The sequence below is a fragment of the Iamia sp. SCSIO 61187 genome (genome assembly GCF_019443745.1).
GTDB lineage: Bacteria > Actinomycetota > Acidimicrobiia > Acidimicrobiales > Iamiaceae > Iamia.
The window spans coordinates 651,953-668,688 of record NZ_CP050948.1; the positions used below are offsets into that span (position 1 = coordinate 651,953).

Here is a 16,736-nt window from a genome sequence, read left to right on the forward strand (position 1 = left end):
CGTCGAGAGCCGGGGCCGGTGCCCGGCGGAGCCTCAGCCGTCGGTCGTGTCGTCGTCGGCCTGCGGGCAGCCCTCGAAGGCGTCGTCCACGCGCTCGGCGGCGGCCTGGAACTCCTCGTCCTCGAACACGCTGCTGCCGGCCTGCTGGGCCTCCTCGACCGTCGTCGCCTGCTCGGCCTCCTCGACCAGCAGGTCGACGGCGTCGATCAGGACCTCCACGTCGGCGGCCAGGGCGTCGGGGGCGGCGTCGGCCACGTCCTGGAGCCCGTCGCGGAGCACGGCGGCCCCGTCCCGGATGTCCTCGACGGTCTCGTCGGGCAGGTCGTCGGCCGACTCGTCGAAGGCGGCGTAGGCGGTGCAGAACGCGTCGTCGACCTCGACCTCGCCGCCGCCGCCGGTCGTCTCAGGCTCGTCGGTCCCCTCGGTGGAGTCGGGGGCCTCGGTGGTGTCGGACGGGTCGGCGGGCTCGTCGGGATCGGACTCGTCCGTCGCGTCGTCGTCGGCCGCGGTGGTCGACCCCTCGGCGGTCGTGGTGGTTGTGTCGCGATCCTCGTCGGCGGCGTGGTCGTCCCCGCCGCACCCGGCGAGCAGGGCGACGACGGCGAGGGACGCGGCGAGGAGGGTGAGGCGGCGAGGCATGGGGGCTCCGGTGGTGGGGGAACCCCCGACCGTAGTGATCAGCCCGACAGCGATGTGATGCAGACCTGGTCGCCGCGGGCCAGCGAGGCCTCGGTCTCGGCCCGGGCGTCGGCGTCGGTGAGGGTGGCCAGGAGGCCCCGGACCATCCCCCGGTCGACTGCGCAGATCACCGGGTGCTCGACGGCGGCGTCGCCGAAGGGGCAGTGCTCGGAGATGATGCGCAGCTCGCCCCGGGTGTCCTCGGCGTGGGCCGCGAACCCGTGGGCGGTGAGGGCGTCGGCGGCGGCGTGGAGGGCGGCCCGGGCGCTCCGGGGGGCGTCGTCGTCCATGCGCCCGGCCATGGCCCGGCCGTAGTGCTCGCCCACGGCCTCGGCCACCTGCTCGGCCCGGGCCGGGCCCAGCTCGGTGAGCGCCGCCCCCAGCAGGGCCAGGAGGATCTCGTCGTGGCGCACGGGGACGTCGAGCTCGACCTGCTCGGCCGTGGCCCGGTAGCGCTTGGACGGCCGGCCCGAGCCCCCGCCCCGTGCCACCGACACCTCGAGGTGGCCGGCCCCGACGAGCTTGTCGAGGTGGTGCCGGGCCACGTTGGGGTGCAGGGCGCAGGCCTCGGCGACCTCGGCGGCGGTGACGCCCTCGGCCCGCTCGTGGGCGAGGAGGTAGATCCGCCGTCGCGTCGGATCGCCGAAGGCGGAGGTGATGGCCGTCACGGCGGACGAGAAGTCGGTGGGGGACAGCCCAGGGCTGCCGGGTGCGACGGGCACACCGGTATCCTACCGGTGGCCTCGGAGGCCGCCCCGGGCGGTGCCCGTGCGGCGCATGCCCGTGCGATCGGTCTGCACCCCCGGTCCCGTGCTCCGGAGCCGCCGTCGACCCAGGAGTCCCGCCGTGCCCGTCACCGAAGCCGACGTCCTCGAGGCCCTCCGGCCCGTCCAGGACCCCGAGCTGCACCGCAGCATCGTCGACCTCGGGATGGTGAAGGGCATCGCCATCGACGGCGCCACCGTCGCCGTCCGCATCGCCCTCACCATCGCCGGGTGCCCACTGCGGGCCGAGATCACCACCCGCGTCACCGAGGCGGCCGTCTCCCTCGACGGCATCGACCGGGCCGACATCGACTTCACCGTGATGACCGACGAGGAGCGGGCCGCCGTCCGCCAGCTCATCCACGGCGACCCCGCCTCCACCGCCGGCAGCCAGGCCGCCCACGGGCACGCCGAGGGCCGGTCGATCCGCTTCGCCGAGCCCGACTGCCCCACGCGCGTCCTGCTCATCGCCTCCGGCAAGGGCGGCGTGGGCAAGTCCTCGGTGACCACCAACCTGGCCGTCTCCCTCGCCCAGCGGGGCAAGAGCGTGGCCGTCGTCGACGCCGACGTGTGGGGCTTCTCCATCCCCCGGATGCTCGGGGTCCAGCACGCCCCGGCCGTGATCGACGGGATGCTCGTGCCGCCGGAGACCCACGGCGTGCGCTGCATCTCCATGGGCTTCTTCGCCGAGGAGGACACGCCGGTCATCTGGCGGGGGCCCATGCTGCACAAGGCGCTCGAGCAGTTCCTCACCGACGTCTACTGGGACGACCCCGACTACCTGCTCGTCGACCTCCCGCCCGGCACCGGCGACATCTCCATCTCCCTCGCGTCGTTCCTCCCCCGGGCCGAGTTCTACGTGGTGACCACCCCGCAGCCGGCGGCCCAGAAGGTCGCCCAGCGGGCCGGGTTCATGGCCCAGAAGGTCAACCTCGGCATCAAGGGCGTCATCGAGAACATGAGCTGGTTCACCGGCGACGACGGCACCCGCTACGAGATCTTCGGCTCCGGCGGCGGGGCCGAGCTGGCCACCACGCTCGAGGTCCCCCTGCTCGGCCAGGTCCCGCTCGTCCCCCTCCTGCGCGAGGGCGCCGACAACGGCCGACCCATCGTCGTCCACGAGCCCGACGGCGAGGCCGCCCACGCCTTCGCCCGCATCGCCGAGGAGATCGACGTCACCCTCGCCCCCACCCGGCGCTACCGCAAGGAGCTGAAGCTGATCTAGGTCTTCTCGTCGGACGCCTCGCTGGCGCTGGTGGTGCTGGATCGTGTCGGCGGCGGAGCAGGAAACGGGTCGGGGGGAGGCGGGGGTGGGCGTAGGTTGCCGTGGTGAGCAAGGGGTCACCGTCGATCGTCGTGTTCTGCACCGTCGGGGCGTTCCTCGCCGCGGGCTACGGGACCTTGTTCACGCTGCTCGACGAGTACCGGGACGAGTACGGCATCGGCGAGACCGGCCTCGGGCTGGTGATCGGGCTGGGCTTCATCGCCGCCTTCGTCGCCCAGGTCACCATCGCCCCCCGGGCCGACCGGGGCCACGCCCGCCAGGTCGTCGTCGCCGGCGTCCTGCTCGACGTGGCCGGGCTGGTGATCCTGGCCTTCGCCACCTCGATCGTGCCGCTGCTCGTCGGCCGGTGCGTCATGGGCATCGGCATCGGCATGGCGACGCCCGCCCTGCGCCGGATCGTGATCCTCGCCGACCCCGCCGACCTGGGCCGGAACGTCGGCCGCCTGCTCGCCGCGGACGTGGCCGGCTTCGCCGCCGGTCCCGCCATCTCCGCCGTGCTGGTCGGCCCGCTGGGCATCCCGGCGCCGTTCCTGGTCATCGGGGTGGCCACGCTCGTGCTGCTGCCCGTCGTCGCCGGGACGTCCATCACCGAGACGCCGGAGGCGACCGCACCCCGCTTCGCCTTCGACCTGCTCCGCGCCCGGCCCTTCGCCGCCGCCGTGGTCCTCGGCTCCGCGGTGTGGCTGATGATCGGCGCCTTCGACGCCCTCTGGTCGCTGGCCCTCGACGACCTCGACACCGCCGACTGGCTCGCCAACCTCGGCATCAGCCTCTTCGCCCTGCCCCTCGTGATCCTCGGGTCGCGGGGCGGCCGGCTCGCCCAGCGCGTCGGCCCCTTCCGCGTCGCCTCGGCGGGGTTGTTCGCCGCGTCCGTCTTCATGTTCACCTACGGCCAGGTCCCGAGCGGGGTGGCCATGTTCGCCGTCGCCATGGTCCACGCCGTGACCGACGGGCTCACCGTGCCGGCGACGGGCGTCGCCGTCGGCGTCCTCGTGCCGGCCGAGCGCCAGGCCGGCGCCCAGGGCGTGCTCGGCGGCATCCAGGTGCTCGTCGCCGGTGTGGCCGCGCCCGTCATCGGCGGGCTCTACGAGGCGTTCGGCCGGACGGTCGCCTACACCGCCTCGGCGGCCGGGATGGCCGTCCTCGTCGTCGCCGGGCTGGCGCTGGCCGGTCCCGCCTGGCGCCTCCGCGGCGACGGCGACGGCGACGGTGACGGGGAGGCCGACGCGGGCGACGAGGCTCGGGCCCCCGCCGATCCTGGCGCACCCGGGGTCGTCGCCGGGATGGACCTCGACCCGACGGGCTGAGGCGGCGCCGGGCCGGTCCGGCGATGGGCGGCCCCCGCCGGGCGGGTCGTACCCTGCACGGGTCACACCTGACGCCCGGAGGCATCGCCATGGCCAACGACCACCCCTACGCCGAGCGCTACGGCGTCAACCGGCGCATCCCCGAGCAGGGCATCCCCCGCGAGCAGGTGCTGGCCGAGCTGCGGGAGATGGCCACCGAGGAGGACCGCTCCTGGGAGACCGGGCAGGTCAGCGGCACGATGTACTGCGGCGACCACGAGCACTACGACTTCCTGAACGAGGCGTTCGGGATGTACGCCCACGTCAACGCCCTCCAGCGCGACATCTGCCCCAGCCAGACCCGGTTCGAGGGCGAGATCATCGCCATGACCCTCGACATGCTCCACGGCGAGGCCGTCACCGACACCGAGGCCGCCGGGATCGTCACCACCGGCGGCACCGGCAGCATCCTCCACGCCCTGATCGCCTACCGCGACCACGCACGCGAGAGCCGCGGCATCACCCGGCCCAACTTCGTCAAGCCCGAGACGGCCCACGCCGCCTTCGACAAGGGCTGCCACCTGTTCGGCATCGAGGTCCGCACCGCCCCGATCGATCCCGTCACCACCAAGGCCGACGTGGCCGCCATGGCCGACCTCATCGACGACCAGACCATCGCCATCATGGGCTCGGCCTGCAACTACGGCTACGGCACCATCGACCCCATCGACGAGCTGTCGGCCCTGGCCCTCGAGCGGGGCGTCGGCCTCCACGTCGACGGCTGCCTCGGCGGGTTCATCCTCCCGTGGGGCCAGGAGCTGGGCTGGGACATCCCCGTGTTCGACTTCCGGCTCCCCGGCGTCACCACCATCTCGGCCGACACCCACAAGTACGGCTACGGCTTCAAGGGCAGCTCGGTGCTGGCCTTCCGCGACAAGGCCCTGCGCAACAGCCAGTACTTCTTCCTCACCGGCTGGTCCGGCGGCAAGTACTGCTCGCCGGGGATGGAGGGGTCCCGCTCGGGCGGGGCCCTGGCCTCGACCTGGGCCGCCATGGTCTCGATCGGGCGGGAGGGCTACCTCGGCTACGCCAAGGCGATCTTCGAGACCGCCGACGCCATGAAGGCCGCCGTCCGGTCGCACCCGGAGCTGCGGGTCATGGGCGAGCCCACGTTCTGCTTCAGCTTCACCAGCGACGCCTTCGACATCTACCACGTCAACGACTTCATGCGGCGCAAGGGCTGGCGCTTCAACGGCCAGCAGTACCCCAACGCCATCCACATGGCCGTCACCCGCCCGCAGACCCAGCCCGGCGTGGTCGAGCGGTTCGAGGCCGACCTGGCCGAGGCCGTGGCCTACGCCCTCGAGCACAAGGACGAGACCCCGTCGAGCGCCGCCATCTACGGCGGCGTCGCCGGCGGCCTCGACGACGAGGCCGACGAGTTCATCCGCATGGTGATGGCCGACATGATGGACCGCCACCAGAGCGTCCCCGCCAAGGACTGAACCGCGTCCCCGATGAGGGGTCGTCGGCGTGACCTCCTACGATGAGCCGGCTGTCAGACCGGAGGAGCACTCGTGGACGTCCGCATCGGAGTCACCTACACCGCCAAGGAGCTCGAGGTCGAGCTGCCCGAGGGGGCTGACGCCGACAAGGTGAAGGCCGACGTCGAGGCGGCGCTGGCGAGCGGCGGCGTCCTGTGGCTCACCGACCGGAAGGGCCGCCAGGTCGGCGTGCCCGCCGAGAAGGTCGCGTACGTCGACCTGGGCTCGGCCGCCGACTCCCGCCGGATCGGCTTCGCCGGCTAGCCGGGGCCTCCCCGGCTCCGAACCCCCACCATGGCCCTCGACCTGCTCGACAGGCGGCTCCTCTTCGTCACCGGCAAGGGCGGCGTGGGCAAGTCCACCGTCACCGCCGGGCTGGCCCTCCTCGCCGCCGAGCGGGGCAAGCGCACCCTGGTCTGCGAGGTCGACGCCAAGGGCGGGCTGGCCGGCTTCTTCGAGTCGTCTGCCACCGGATTCGACCCCACCGAGGTCCAGCCGAACCTGTTCGCTATGGCGATGGACACCGAGGCGTCGCTCAAGGAGTACCTGAGCCTCCAGCTCAAGCTCCCGCTCGTCGCCCGCATCGGCCCCCTGGCCCGGACCTTCGACTTCGTCGCCAACGCCGCCCCCGGCGTGAAGGAGATCCTCACCGTCGGGAAGCTGGCGTGGGAGGTCGTCGAGGAGCACTACGACATCGTCGTGGTCGACGCGGTGGCCAGCGGCCACATCGTCGGCCAGCTGGCGGCGCCGAAGGGGATCAACGAGCTCGTCTCCGTCGGCCTGGTCCGCAACCAGACGTCGTGGATGCTCGACGTCCTCGAGGACCCGGCCAAGACCGGTGTCGTCATCGTCGCCGCTCCCGAGGAGATGCCGGTGAACGAGACCATCGAGCTCTCGGCCCGCCTGCGGGCCGAGACCGACGTCGACCTGGCCGCGGTCATCGTCAACCGGGTCCTGCCCGAGCTGTTCGGCCGGGGCGAGGAGGAGCTGTTCGAGTCGCTGCGGGAGCCGGACCGGGTCGCCGCCCTGGGTGCCGCCGTCGACGGCGACGTGGGCCCCATCCTCGACGCCGCCGAGCTGGCCGTGACCCTGCGCCGCACCCGCGCCGGCCACCTGGCGGCGCTGCGCGAGGGCCTGGAGGGCACCGACCTGCTGTACCTGCCCGAGGTGTTCGCCCGCTCGACCGGCCTGCGGTTCACCCGCCGGGTGGCCGAGGCCCTCGACGAGGAGCTGGGCTGACGTGGCACGGGTCGAGAAGGCGGCGACCGCCGACACCGAGGAGATCCGCACCCTCCAGCAGCTGCTGAGTTCGAAGGAGATCGTCATCTCCTGCGGGTCGGGTGGGGTGGGCAAGACGACGACGGCCGCTGCCCTCGCCGCCATGGCCGCCGCCCACCTCGGCGGCAAGGTCCTCGTCCTCACCGTCGACCCGGCCCGGCGCCTCGCCAACGCCCTGGGCCTGGAGCGGTTCGGGAACGTCGAGACCAGGGTCGACGACAGCGCCTTCACCGACGCCGGCGTCGAGGCCCGGGGCGAGCTGTGGGCGGCCATGCTCGACACCAAGCAGTCGTGGGACGACCTCGTCCAGCGCCACGCCCCGGACGCCAAGACCCGCGACGCCATCCTCGGCAACTCGATCTACGCCAACATCTCGGGCCGGTTCGTCCAGAGCCACGACTACATCGCCATGGAGCGGCTGTACGAGATCCACACGTCGGGCCGCTACGACCTGATCGTGGTCGACACCCCACCCACCAGGAACGCCATCGACTTCCTCGACGCCCCCGATCGGATGGGTGAGTTCTTCTCCAGCCGCCTGCTGCGCTGGCTCACCGCCCCGGCCAAGAACCGGGTCCTGTCGATGGCGTCCAAGCCGTTCTACCGGGTGGCCGACAGCATCCTCGGCTCCCAGTTCCTCGAGGACATCGCCGAGTTCTTCGGGCTGTTCCAGACCATGGCGCCCGGCTTCGTCGAGCGGGCCGACGCCGTCACCCGCACGCTCTCGGACCGGCGCACCTCGTTCATCGTCGTGTCGACCCTCGAGGCGGCGCCGGTGCGGGAGGCCGAGTACTTCATCGAGGAGCTCGAGGCCCGCAAGCTCCACCTCGGTGCGGTGGTGCTCAACAAGGTCCTGCCGTCCTACCTCCGCCGGACGGCGACCACGGGCGTGGCCCGCCGGCTGATCTCCCAGGCCGACGAGGTGGCCGCCGACGTCGCCCCCGGCGTGGGCGATCCCGACGACGTGGCCGCCGTGCTCCGCGAGGTGGGGGAGAGCTTCCTCAACTACCAGGTCGTCGCCAACCGGGAGCAGGAGCAGCGGGCCGAGCTGGCCCGGACGCCGGACGTGGTCGCCACCGTGCCCTACTTCGACCACGACATCGCCGACCTGGCCGGCCTCCTCCGCCTCGGCGACGCCATCTGGCGCTAGCCGGATCGGGTCCGGTCGGACCGGACCCGCCCCGTCAGGCCTGCTCGAAGACGACGTCGAGGGTGCCGAGGAGCCAGCGGTCGTCGTCGTCGACCGAGCAGGGGAGCGGAGCCCGCAGGCTGAGGCCCTCGACGAGCTCGACGGCCGGGCCCCGGAGCACGACCGCGTCGGCCGGGACCTCGCCGTCGAGGGACGCCGTGACCACGGGGCCGACGTCGACGACGACCCGCGCCGCCGGGGCCTGGGCCTCGACGACCAGGGTCCCCGCCCGCTCCGAGCCGCCGCACGCCATGAACGCGGGGCCGAGGGCGGCGGCGTAGAGGAGGGCGGCGCGGACCTCGTCGTCGTCCTCGACCGGGTCCAGCCCGAGGGGCAGCACGATGTCGCGCTCGTGGACCCAGCCGTCCCACAGGGCGTGGAGGGCGAGGGCCCGCAGCGGGATGTGCCCCGGGGGCGCCTCGGCGAGGGTGTCCCACCCGCCGGCGTCGAGGCCGTCGAGCGACCGGGCCAGGCCGTCGATCCCGTCGCGGTAGGCGGCGAGGAGCTCGGCGTCGGGGGTGTCGGCGTGGGCCGCGACCAGCTGCGGGGGGCTGGTCACGGGGTCGAAGGTGGCGAGGAACCGGCTGGGCTCGCCGGCCCGGCCGGCCCCGATCGAGAACGTCCAGAAGCGGTCGACGTCGACGAGGTGGGCGACCACGTCCCGCACGGCCCAGGCGTCGCAGCGGCTGGGCGCCGCCCACTGATCGGCGGAGAGCCCGTCGAGCCGGTCGGCCAGGCGGCGCCGCTGCTGCACCAGCACGTCGGCGGGGTCGGGGTGCTCACCGGCCAGGCGGAGCACCGGCGCATCGTCGTAGCGGGGCGTCAGCTGCACACCCGGACGGTACCGGGAGGTCATCTCAGCGTCAGACCGGTTGCCCGGGCGGGGGACCGGCGCCCCGCGGCCCACGGCGCGGGTGGCGGCCGGCCCTACCCTGGCCGGCGTGGCCAGCCTCGCCGAGATCGCTCGGACCCAGACCCAGCTCGACTCGGGACAGCTCAGCCACCTCCAGCGGTTCACCACGTCGTGGGGCCTGGTCGCCGACCTGTGCTTCTCCGACCTGCTCCTCTTCGTGCCCACCGACGCCCAGGGCACCCACTTCGTCGTCGCCGGCCAGGTCCGCCCGACGACCAACCAGACCCTCTACGTGCGGGACCTCCTGGGCGAGATCGCCGACGAGGAGGAGCGGCCGCTGATCGCCCGCTCGTGGAAGCGGGGCGAGATCATCGAGGGCGAGGTCACCGACCCGATCATCCGCGAGCGCGTGCGGATGCTGTGCATCCCGGTCCGGTACCAGGGCGAGACCATCGCCGTGCTGAGCCGCGAGTCGACGCCCACCGTCGGTCGGGCGGCCGGCGAGCTGGAGCGGACCTACCAGGAGATCTTCAACCGCTTCGCCCGCATGATCGCCGCCGGCGAGTTCCCCTACGCCCGGGAGGACGGCGACTCCGAGGAGAACCTGCGGGTCGGCGACGGGTGCCTCGTGCTCGACCGCTCGGCCCGGGTCGAGTACGCCTCGCCCAACGCCGTGTCGGCCCTCCACCGCATCGGCATCCACGTCAACACCGAGGGCCTGCGGCTCGGTGAGCTGGGGCTGAACGACGAGCCGGTCCGCACCGCCTTCGCCGTCGCCGCCCCCGTCACCGAGGAGATCGACCCCCGCCCCGGGGTGAGCGTGCTCATCCGGTGCATCCCCATGGTCGACTCCGGGCGGGTCACCGGGGCGGTCCTGCTGCTGCGGGACGTGTCCGAGCTCCGGCGCCGGGACCGGCTGCTGCTGTCCAAGGACGCCACCATCCGGGAGATCCACCACCGGGTGAAGAACAACCTGCAGACCATCTCGTCGCTGCTGCGGCTCCAGGGCCGCCGGCTGGCGTCGGAGGAGGCCAAGGCGGCCATCGGGGAGTCGGTGCGGCGCATCTCGTCGATCGCCCTGGTGCACGACATCCTCGCCCGGGAGCCGGGGGAGGACCTGCCGTTCATCGACGTCCTGCGCCCGCTCGTCCGCATGGTCGAGGAGAGCCTGAGCACCCCCGACCGGGAGGTCACCTTCACCGTCGTCGGGGACCCGGGCACGCTCCCGGCGGGAGTGGCCACGCCCATGGCCGTGGTCCTCAACGAGCTGCTCCAGAACACCATGGACCACGCCTTCCCGTCCGGGTCCGACGGCGCCGAGGGCGAGGAGCCCCAGGTCGGCCACGTCCGGGTGGAGATGGAGAACGACGGGCTCGAGCTGGTCACCCGGGTCATCGACGACGGCGTGGGCCTGCCCGAGGGCTTCTCCGTGGCCTCGTCGACCGGGCTCGGCCTGTCGATCGTCCGGGCCCTGGTCACCTCGGACCTGACCGGCACCATCGACATGTTCGAGCCCCTCGACGGCTCCCCCGGCACCGAGGTCGAGCTGAGGGTCCCCCTCGACGCGGAGCGACCGGGGTGAACCTTCTCGTCGGAAGCCTCGCTTCGCTCGTTTCCTCCTCGAGCTGACGACGCTCGCTGCGCTCGCCCTGAAGACCTTCCCAGAGGCGGACGGCTCGTTCCTCGCCGCCACGCCTCTTCGTGTGGGGGTTCCCCCCACGCCCCCAGCGGCGGTGATGATGTGGGTGGAGAGGCCCCTCCGGGCGGTCTGACTCTCCCAGCGGCTGACCTTCCCTTGTGGGGGTGTCTTGGCGCAGATCTGTCGGCCGCCCGGGGGGCTTCTCCGGTTGCGCCTGCTGGCTTGGCGTCCGTGACTTCATAGGAGCCTGGCCTGGTCCCATCACCGTCTTGTCCGCGTTGCCGGCTGGCGGGCGCTGTCCCTCGAACAAGGAGCAGCAATGGTGACCACGATGACAGACGACCCGGTGCGCGTCACGGGCGGCGTCGATACCCACAAGCACGTCCATGTGGCCGCCGCCCTCGATGGCCGGGGCGGGGTGTTGGGGGTGAGGGAGTTCCCGGCCACGGGTGCAGGTCATGTCGATCTGCGGGGTTGGTTGGGCTCGTTCGGGACCGTGGACGCTGTCGGGGTCGAAGGAACTGGGTCCTGGGGGGCCGGGTTGTGTCGATCGCTGCGCGAGGCCCAGGTCACCGTCCATGAGGTCTGGCGCCCGAACCGTCAACGTCGTCGCAGGACCGGCAAGTCCGACCCTGCCGATGCTGTGGCGGCTGCCCGGGCTGTTCAGGCCGGTGACGGCCTGGCGGTCCCGAAGGACCGGACCGGGCCTGCTGAGGCCGCCCGTCTCGCTCGCATCAGCCGAGACTCGCTCACCCGGGAGCTCACCAAGCTGGCCAACCAGATCCACGCGGTGATCGACAGCACCGCCTCGGAGACGCTCCGAGACCGCTACCGGCACAAGACGATCTCGCAGATCGCCACCGAGGCCGCCCGGTCCCGCCCGGGGGGCGAGGTCACGAACCCCGACGTCATGGCCGCCATCACCCTGCGGCGCCTTGCTCGGCGGTGGCTCGCAGCCAGCGTCGAACGCGACGAGGTCGACATCGACTTGAAGGTCATCGTCGAAGCCGCCGCCCCCCAACTGCTCGATGAGCCCGGCATCGGCGTCGATGTTGCGTCGGTCTTCATCGTCAGCCTCGGCGACAACCCCGACCGCATGGCCACCGACGCAGCAGCCGCAGCCGCCTGGGGCGCCAGCCCCGTCGATGCCAGCAGCGGCCTCCACCAGCGACACCGGCTCAACCGCGGCGGCGACCGCCAAGCCAACCGGGCCCTCTACATCGTCGCCCTGTGCCGCATGCGATGGGACCCCACCACCCAGGCCTACATCGCCCGCCGAATCGCCGAGGGAAAGACCAAGAAGGAAGCGATCCGCGCCCTCAAACGCCACCTCGCCCGCCGCATCTGGCGCCTCCTCACACAAACCCCCGCCCCCTGCCCCTCGCCTTGACATCCATAGGAGCATCTGCGCCGGGACGGGCTGGTTCGTGCTGCTCGCGCCGGTCGGTCGGCCGGGCCGGGTCGAGGAGGGCCCTCGTCGCGGGTCGACCGGTGCGACGGGGGGTGCGGACGCGACACCGCCCGGGCCGGGGCCCGGGCGGGTCGTGCGATCGGTGGGCCGGAGGCCCGGGGATCAGGCGGTCTGGCGGGCTCGCTGCTGGGCCTGCTTGCGGAGCTGGCGGCGCTCGTCCTCGGAGGTGCCGCCCCAGATGCCGGAGTCCTGGTTGGTCTCGATGGCGTACTCGAGGCACTGGGTCTGGGCGTGGCACTGGCGGCAAACGGCCTTGGCCGTCTCGATCTGCTCGATGGCCGGCCCGGTGGTGCCCACCGGGAAGAACAGGTCCGGATCGGTGTCCCGACAGGCGGAGTCGCGGCGCCACTCGGCCGAGGCGACGGTCAGGGACAGCAGATGGCTAGGGCTCAGAGCCACGGGGGACCTCCAGTAGGGCCTTCGAAGAGGTGAGGCGAGCTCGTGACTCGCTTCACATGCGTCGCACCCGCGCGGGCAAGGCGGTGTGCGCGGCGATAAGGGGGAGGCTACCCCGGTGTGCTAACGACGGCAAGCACTTCTTCTGTGAAGATCTGCACCTGTGTCGGTCCGCTCACGGATCGTCACTCGTCATCCTGACCGAAGGGCACCCATGGCCGGAAATCGACCGCTGATCATCGCCCACCGGGGGGCGTCCGCCGCCCACCCCGAGAACACGGTCGCGGCCTTCGCCGCCGCCGGGCCCCTCGGGGCCGACGCCGTCGAGCTCGACGCCCGCCGCACCGCCGACGGGGCCGTGGTGGTGCTGCACGACGACACCCTCCCCGACGGCCGGGTGCTGGTGGAGACGGCCCGGGCCGACCTGCCGCCGGAGGTCCCGACCCTGGCCGAGGCCCTCGACGCCTGCGGTGACCTGGTCGTCAACATCGAGATCAAGAACAGCCCCGAGGACCGGGACTTCGACCCCGACGAGGCGGTGGCCGCCGAGGTGGTGGCCGAGGTCCGCCGGCGGGGCACCCCCGAGCGGTACCTCGTGTCGTCGTTCCACCGGCCCACGATCGACCGGGTCCGGGAGGCGATGCCCGAGCTGGGCACCGCCTTCCTCCACATGCACCAGGACGGGGCCGTGGCCCTGGCCGAGGCGGTGGCGCACGGCCACGGCGCCCTCCACCCCTGGTACGGCTGGGCGACCGAGGCGGTCATCGCCGCCGCCCACGACGTCGGGGTGGTGGTCAACGCCTGGACGGTGGACGACCCCGACGTCATGGCCCGCCTGGCCGGGTGGGGCGTCGACGGCATCGTCACCAACGTCCCCGACGTCGCCCTCGCGGTGCTGGGGCCGCGCTAGCGGCCTTGCGGACCCCCTCGCGGGTCACTGGGGGTCAGGCACCATCCGTACCGTCGGGTGACGGGTTCGTCGTGGGTGGCGGCGTACGGAAGGTGCCTGACCCCGCCTGGTCGGTGACCGCCGGGCGGGGTGGTCTCGTCAGCGGCCGAGGAGGCCGCCGGCGAGGCCGCCGAGACCGCCACCGGCGGCTCCGCCGGCCGGACCGGTGTTCTGGCCGCTCTGGTTCATGGTGGCCAGGTCGAACTCCGAGGGCTGGACGATGACCCAGCCCTGGCCCGAGAAGCCGATCTGGAGGGCCTCACCGCTGCCCCGGCCGATCAGGTTGCTCATCTTGAACGACGACGCGATCTGGGTCTGGAGGTTGGCCGACCAGCACACGACGGCGTTCGAGTCGACGAAGGTCGGCGCGTCGGTGGCCAGCACGACGGGGGTGCCCTTGGTGGTGATGGCCACCATGCCGTGACCCTGGATGATCGTGTTGAACAGCCCGCCGGCGGCGATCCCGCCCCCGCCGACGAAGTGGACGTCGACGTCGAGGCCGGCCGAGTAGGCGAGCACGTTGCGCCCGTTGATCGACACGGCGTCGCCCTCGAGCTCGATGAGGTGGACGTCGGAGGCCTGGTCGGCGAAGAAGACCTCGGCCTGACCGCTGATCTTCATGGTGGCCACGCCCTCGCCGGAGAGCTTCTGCTTCACCATCTTCTTGATGCCGCCGGCGCCCTGGTAGTCGAAGCTGGCCTGCCCCTGGTAGGCGACCATGGCGCCCTGGCGGGCGAACATCTCCGGCGGGTTGCCGTCGAGCCCGACGCGGACCTTGAGCATCTTGGAGTTCTGGAGCGTGAACGCTCCGGTCCCGGTGGCCTCGGCGTTGGAAAAGATCTCGCTCTTCATGCCCGGAACGTACGCCCGGTCCGGTGGTCCGGGTAGAGCGTCGGGTACGCAAACGACGGGGGTGCGGTCCCCCTTCGTCGTGCCCGCCGGGAGTCAGGTCTCGGCTGGGTCCAGGGGGCGCACCGGCACGACCAGGTCGAGGACGTCGGGCACGTAGCGGATCGAGATCTCCTCGATGTCGCCCAGGTGGTCACCGTCCACCTGGTACGGGAACGGGCCGTGACCCCTCACCTCGACGGCGGTCACCCCCGAGCGCTGGTCGACCTGGCCGATGCGGGCCACCCGGCCGCCCCCGGCCAGGGCCGCGGTGGCGACCCGCACGATGGTGTCGATCCGCATCGACCGGATGGTGATGGCGACCAGCGGCGAGTCGAGCGTGGCGTCGGGGGCGATGTCGAGGGGCCGGTTCCCGAGGTACGTGTAGGGGTTGGTGTTGAGGACGACGGCGAAGGACCCGTCGTCGACGACCCTCTCGGGGTCGGGGCCCTCGGGGAAGGTCACCCGGAACCGGGGCCGGGTGCGGTCGAAGTGGCGGAACCAGGTGCTGAAGGCGGCGTAGACGAACAGCGGGTGGCCGAGGTAGCGCTTGACCTGCGGTCGTCGCTCGACCTGCTCGATCACGGCGGCGTCGAAGCCCAGACCGGTGTGGAACAGGAAGTAGCGGCCGTTGAGCGAGCCCAGCCCGACCCGGCGGATCGACCGGGCGGCCAGGGCCTCGAGCAGGTCGCTGGTCGCCTCGATGGGGTCGTTGGGCAGCCCGATGGTGCGGGCGAAGACGTTGGTCGAGCCCCCCGGCAGGGTGGCGAGGGCGGTGCCCGTGCCGGCCAGACCGTTGGCCGCCTCGTTGAGGGTGCCGTCGCCGCCGAGGACGACCACCACGTCGGCGCCGTCGGCGGCCGCCCCCTTGGCCAGCCGGGTGGCGTGGTCGCGGCGGTTGGTCTCGGCCAGCTCGACGTCGTGGTCGGCCGACAGGGCCTTGCGGATGACGACCCGCGCCCGGGCGGTCACCGACGACGAGAAGGGGTTGACCACCAAGACGATGCGCACAGGGAGGCCGAACCGTACTCAGGGGCGACGCGACCGCGGCACCGTGCTGCCGCTCCACGGCGCCGGCCCGGGGTGGGGCGGGACCCGCGGGTGGACCACGGTGACGGCGGCCAGCCCGGCGAGGACGCCGAGCGCCCACCCGCCCAGCACGTCGAGCGGCAGGTGGACCCCGACGTAGAGGCGGGCCAGCCCGATGGCGACGGCCAGGGCGGCGAGGGGGATCCGCAGCCGGGGCGCCTCCCACCCGGCCACCACGGCGAGGGCGGCGGCCACGGCGGCGTGCGCCGACGGGAACCCGGGGTCGGCCGGGAGGTGCTGGCGCACCACGACGTCGGCGAGCAGGGCCGGCGGGCGGGCGCGGTCGACGGCGACCTTCAGACCGCCGGCGACGAGCCGGGCCACGAGCAACCCGACGAGGGCGGCGGCGGCGAGGCGCCATCGCCGGGCCAGGGCGGCGACGGCGACGACGACCAAGGCCCCCAGCGAGGCGCCGAGGTGCATCACCAGCTGCATGGGCGCCCCGACCCCCCGGGGGAGGTCGTTGGCCCACCTCAGGACGGCCACCTCACCGGCCACCAGATCGCCGGGCAGGGCCGCTGCGGTCGTCGCCACCAGGGTCGCGACGGCGGCGACGACGACCCCCCGGACGGGTGTGATGACGCCTGAGCTTGGATTTGGCCCGTCGTCCATCAACCGCCAGACTCCCAGACCATGAACGTGGTCGTCTGTGTCAAGCAGATCCCTGACCCCGCTGATCCCGGCGCTCTCAACCCGGATCACACCCTGAAGCGGGACGGGAAGCTCATCCTCGACGAGTCTGATACCTACGGCGTGGAGATGGCGCTGCAGCTCGTCGACAAGGCCGGGGAGGGCGAGGTCACCCTCGTGTCCATGGCCCCGAACGGCGAGGTCGCCGGCCTCCGCCAGGCGCTCGCCATGGGCGCGGCCAAGGCCGTGCTCGTGAGCGACGACGCCCTCGCCGGCGCCGGCGCCCTCGACACCGCCAAGGTGCTCGCCGCCGCCATCGGCACCGTCGACGGCTACGACCTGGTCCTGGCCGGCGTCGAGTCGTCCGACGGCTACACGGGCGTCGTGCCCGAGCAGATCGCCGGCCTCCTCGACCTCCCGTCGGTCGGGTTCGCCAAGTCGGTCGACATCGCCGACGGCAAGGTCAAGGTCCAGCGCCAGACCGAGGCGGGCTACGACGAGGTCGAGGCCCCGCTGCCCGCCGTGGTGAGCGTGACCGCCGGCGTGGTCGAGCCCCGCTACCCCTCCTTCAAGGGGATCATGGCCGCCAAGTCGAAGCCGGTCGACACCAAGACCGTCGCCGACCTCGGCATCGACGCCTCCGTCGTCGGCTGGGCCGGCGCCGGCCAGGAGATCGTCGACGTCGCCGCCGCTCCCGAGCGCGAGGCCGGTCAGAAGGTCGTCGACGAGGGCGACGCCCACGAGCAGATCGTCGCCTTCCTCGACGGTCTCAAGGTCCTCTGAGGACGGAAGGAACA

17 protein-coding genes are annotated in these 16,736 nt (G+C 72.8%); 10 read left to right on the top strand and 7 right to left on the bottom strand.

Annotated elements, in window-relative coordinates; genetic code table 11:
* Nucleotides 1–33 precede the first annotated feature (33 nt).
* On the bottom strand, nucleotides 34–639 hold the full coding sequence (locus HC251_RS03070) for a hypothetical protein (RefSeq protein WP_219943856.1): 606 nt from the start codon (nucleotides 637–639) through the stop codon (nucleotides 34–36).
* A gap of 38 nt (nucleotides 640–677) precedes the next feature.
* The gene (locus tag HC251_RS03075; RefSeq protein WP_219943857.1) at nucleotides 678–1,400 is read right to left on the bottom strand and encodes a metalloregulator ArsR/SmtB family transcription factor; all 723 of its coding nucleotides are present in this window, start codon (nucleotides 1,398–1,400) and stop codon (nucleotides 678–680) included.
* Between the two features lie 124 nt (nucleotides 1,401–1,524).
* Between HC251_RS03075 and HC251_RS03080 the strand changes: the two genes are divergently transcribed.
* The 6 genes from HC251_RS03080 (at nucleotide 1,525) to HC251_RS03105 (ending at nucleotide 7,985) form a co-directional block, all read left to right on the top strand.
* On the top strand, nucleotides 1,525–2,667 hold the full coding sequence (locus HC251_RS03080; protein ID WP_255566585.1) for an Mrp/NBP35 family ATP-binding protein: 1,143 nt from the start codon (nucleotides 1,525–1,527) through the stop codon (nucleotides 2,665–2,667).
* 104 nt (nucleotides 2,668–2,771) lie between these two features.
* Nucleotides 2,772–4,034 (top strand): MFS transporter, encoded by a 1,263-nt coding sequence (locus HC251_RS03085; RefSeq protein ID WP_219943859.1) that lies wholly within the window; start codon nucleotides 2,772–2,774, stop codon nucleotides 4,032–4,034.
* Between the two features lie 89 nt (nucleotides 4,035–4,123).
* On the top strand, nucleotides 4,124–5,518 hold the full coding sequence (locus tag HC251_RS03090) for a pyridoxal-dependent decarboxylase (RefSeq protein WP_219943860.1): 1,395 nt from the start codon (nucleotides 4,124–4,126) through the stop codon (nucleotides 5,516–5,518).
* A 72-nt stretch (nucleotides 5,519–5,590) separates the two neighbouring features.
* Nucleotides 5,591–5,821 (top strand): DUF3107 domain-containing protein, encoded by a 231-nt coding sequence (locus HC251_RS03095; protein ID WP_219943861.1) that lies wholly within the window; start codon nucleotides 5,591–5,593, stop codon nucleotides 5,819–5,821.
* A 30-nt stretch (nucleotides 5,822–5,851) separates the two neighbouring features.
* Nucleotides 5,852–6,796 (top strand): ArsA family ATPase, encoded by a 945-nt coding sequence (locus HC251_RS03100; protein ID WP_219943862.1) that lies wholly within the window; start codon nucleotides 5,852–5,854, stop codon nucleotides 6,794–6,796.
* A gap of 1 nt (nucleotide 6,797) precedes the next feature.
* Nucleotides 6,798–7,985, top strand: coding sequence for an ArsA-related P-loop ATPase (locus HC251_RS03105; protein ID WP_219943863.1), 1,188 nt, complete (start codon nucleotides 6,798–6,800; stop codon nucleotides 7,983–7,985).
* Nucleotides 7,986–8,019: 34 nt separating this feature from the next.
* Here HC251_RS03105 and HC251_RS03110 read toward each other — a convergent pair whose 3' ends face one another.
* Complete coding sequence (locus HC251_RS03110) at nucleotides 8,020–8,856, bottom strand: maleylpyruvate isomerase N-terminal domain-containing protein (protein ID WP_219943864.1); 837 nt, start codon at nucleotides 8,854–8,856, stop codon at nucleotides 8,020–8,022.
* Between the two features lie 109 nt (nucleotides 8,857–8,965).
* Between HC251_RS03110 and HC251_RS03115 the strand changes: the two genes are divergently transcribed.
* Together HC251_RS03115 and HC251_RS03120 are read left to right on the top strand one after the other, a co-directional pair.
* Nucleotides 8,966–10,459, top strand: a complete 1,494-nt coding sequence (locus HC251_RS03115) for a sensor histidine kinase (protein WP_219943865.1) — start codon at nucleotides 8,966–8,968, stop codon at nucleotides 10,457–10,459.
* 388 nt (nucleotides 10,460–10,847) lie between these two features.
* Nucleotides 10,848–11,906 carry an IS110 family transposase gene (locus tag HC251_RS03120; protein WP_219941153.1) on the top strand — a complete coding sequence of 353 codons (1,059 nt, stop codon included), beginning with the start codon at nucleotides 10,848–10,850 and terminating at the stop codon, nucleotides 11,904–11,906.
* Between the two features lie 183 nt (nucleotides 11,907–12,089).
* Here HC251_RS03120 and HC251_RS03125 read toward each other — a convergent pair whose 3' ends face one another.
* Nucleotides 12,090–12,380, bottom strand: coding sequence for a WhiB family transcriptional regulator (locus HC251_RS03125; RefSeq protein ID WP_370651330.1), 291 nt, complete (start codon nucleotides 12,378–12,380; stop codon nucleotides 12,090–12,092).
* Between the two features lie 217 nt (nucleotides 12,381–12,597).
* Here HC251_RS03125 and HC251_RS03130 point away from each other — a divergent pair, with 217 nt between their 5' ends.
* On the top strand, nucleotides 12,598–13,293 hold the full coding sequence (locus tag HC251_RS03130; protein ID WP_219943866.1) for a glycerophosphodiester phosphodiesterase: 696 nt from the start codon (nucleotides 12,598–12,600) through the stop codon (nucleotides 13,291–13,293).
* Nucleotides 13,294–13,431: 138 nt separating this feature from the next.
* Here the strand turns inward: HC251_RS03130 and HC251_RS03135 are convergent, their stop codons facing one another.
* The 3 genes from HC251_RS03135 to HC251_RS03145 form a co-directional block, all read right to left on the bottom strand.
* The gene (locus tag HC251_RS03135; RefSeq protein WP_219943867.1) at nucleotides 13,432–14,184 is read right to left on the bottom strand and encodes an AIM24 family protein; all 753 of its coding nucleotides are present in this window, start codon (nucleotides 14,182–14,184) and stop codon (nucleotides 13,432–13,434) included.
* Nucleotides 14,185–14,277: 93 nt separating this feature from the next.
* Nucleotides 14,278–15,231: a diacylglycerol kinase family protein gene (locus tag HC251_RS03140; RefSeq protein ID WP_219943868.1), complete on the bottom strand. Its 954-nt coding sequence runs from the start codon at nucleotides 15,229–15,231 to the stop codon at nucleotides 14,278–14,280.
* An 18-nt stretch (nucleotides 15,232–15,249) separates the two neighbouring features.
* The gene (locus HC251_RS03145; protein ID WP_219943869.1) at nucleotides 15,250–15,921 is read right to left on the bottom strand and encodes a phosphatase PAP2 family protein; all 672 of its coding nucleotides are present in this window, start codon (nucleotides 15,919–15,921) and stop codon (nucleotides 15,250–15,252) included.
* Between the two features lie 21 nt (nucleotides 15,922–15,942).
* Here HC251_RS03145 and HC251_RS03150 point away from each other — a divergent pair, with 21 nt between their 5' ends.
* Nucleotides 15,943–16,722: an electron transfer flavoprotein subunit beta/FixA family protein gene (locus tag HC251_RS03150; RefSeq protein ID WP_219943870.1), complete on the top strand. Its 780-nt coding sequence runs from the start codon at nucleotides 15,943–15,945 to the stop codon at nucleotides 16,720–16,722.
* The last annotated feature ends 14 nt before the right edge of the window (nucleotides 16,723–16,736 follow it).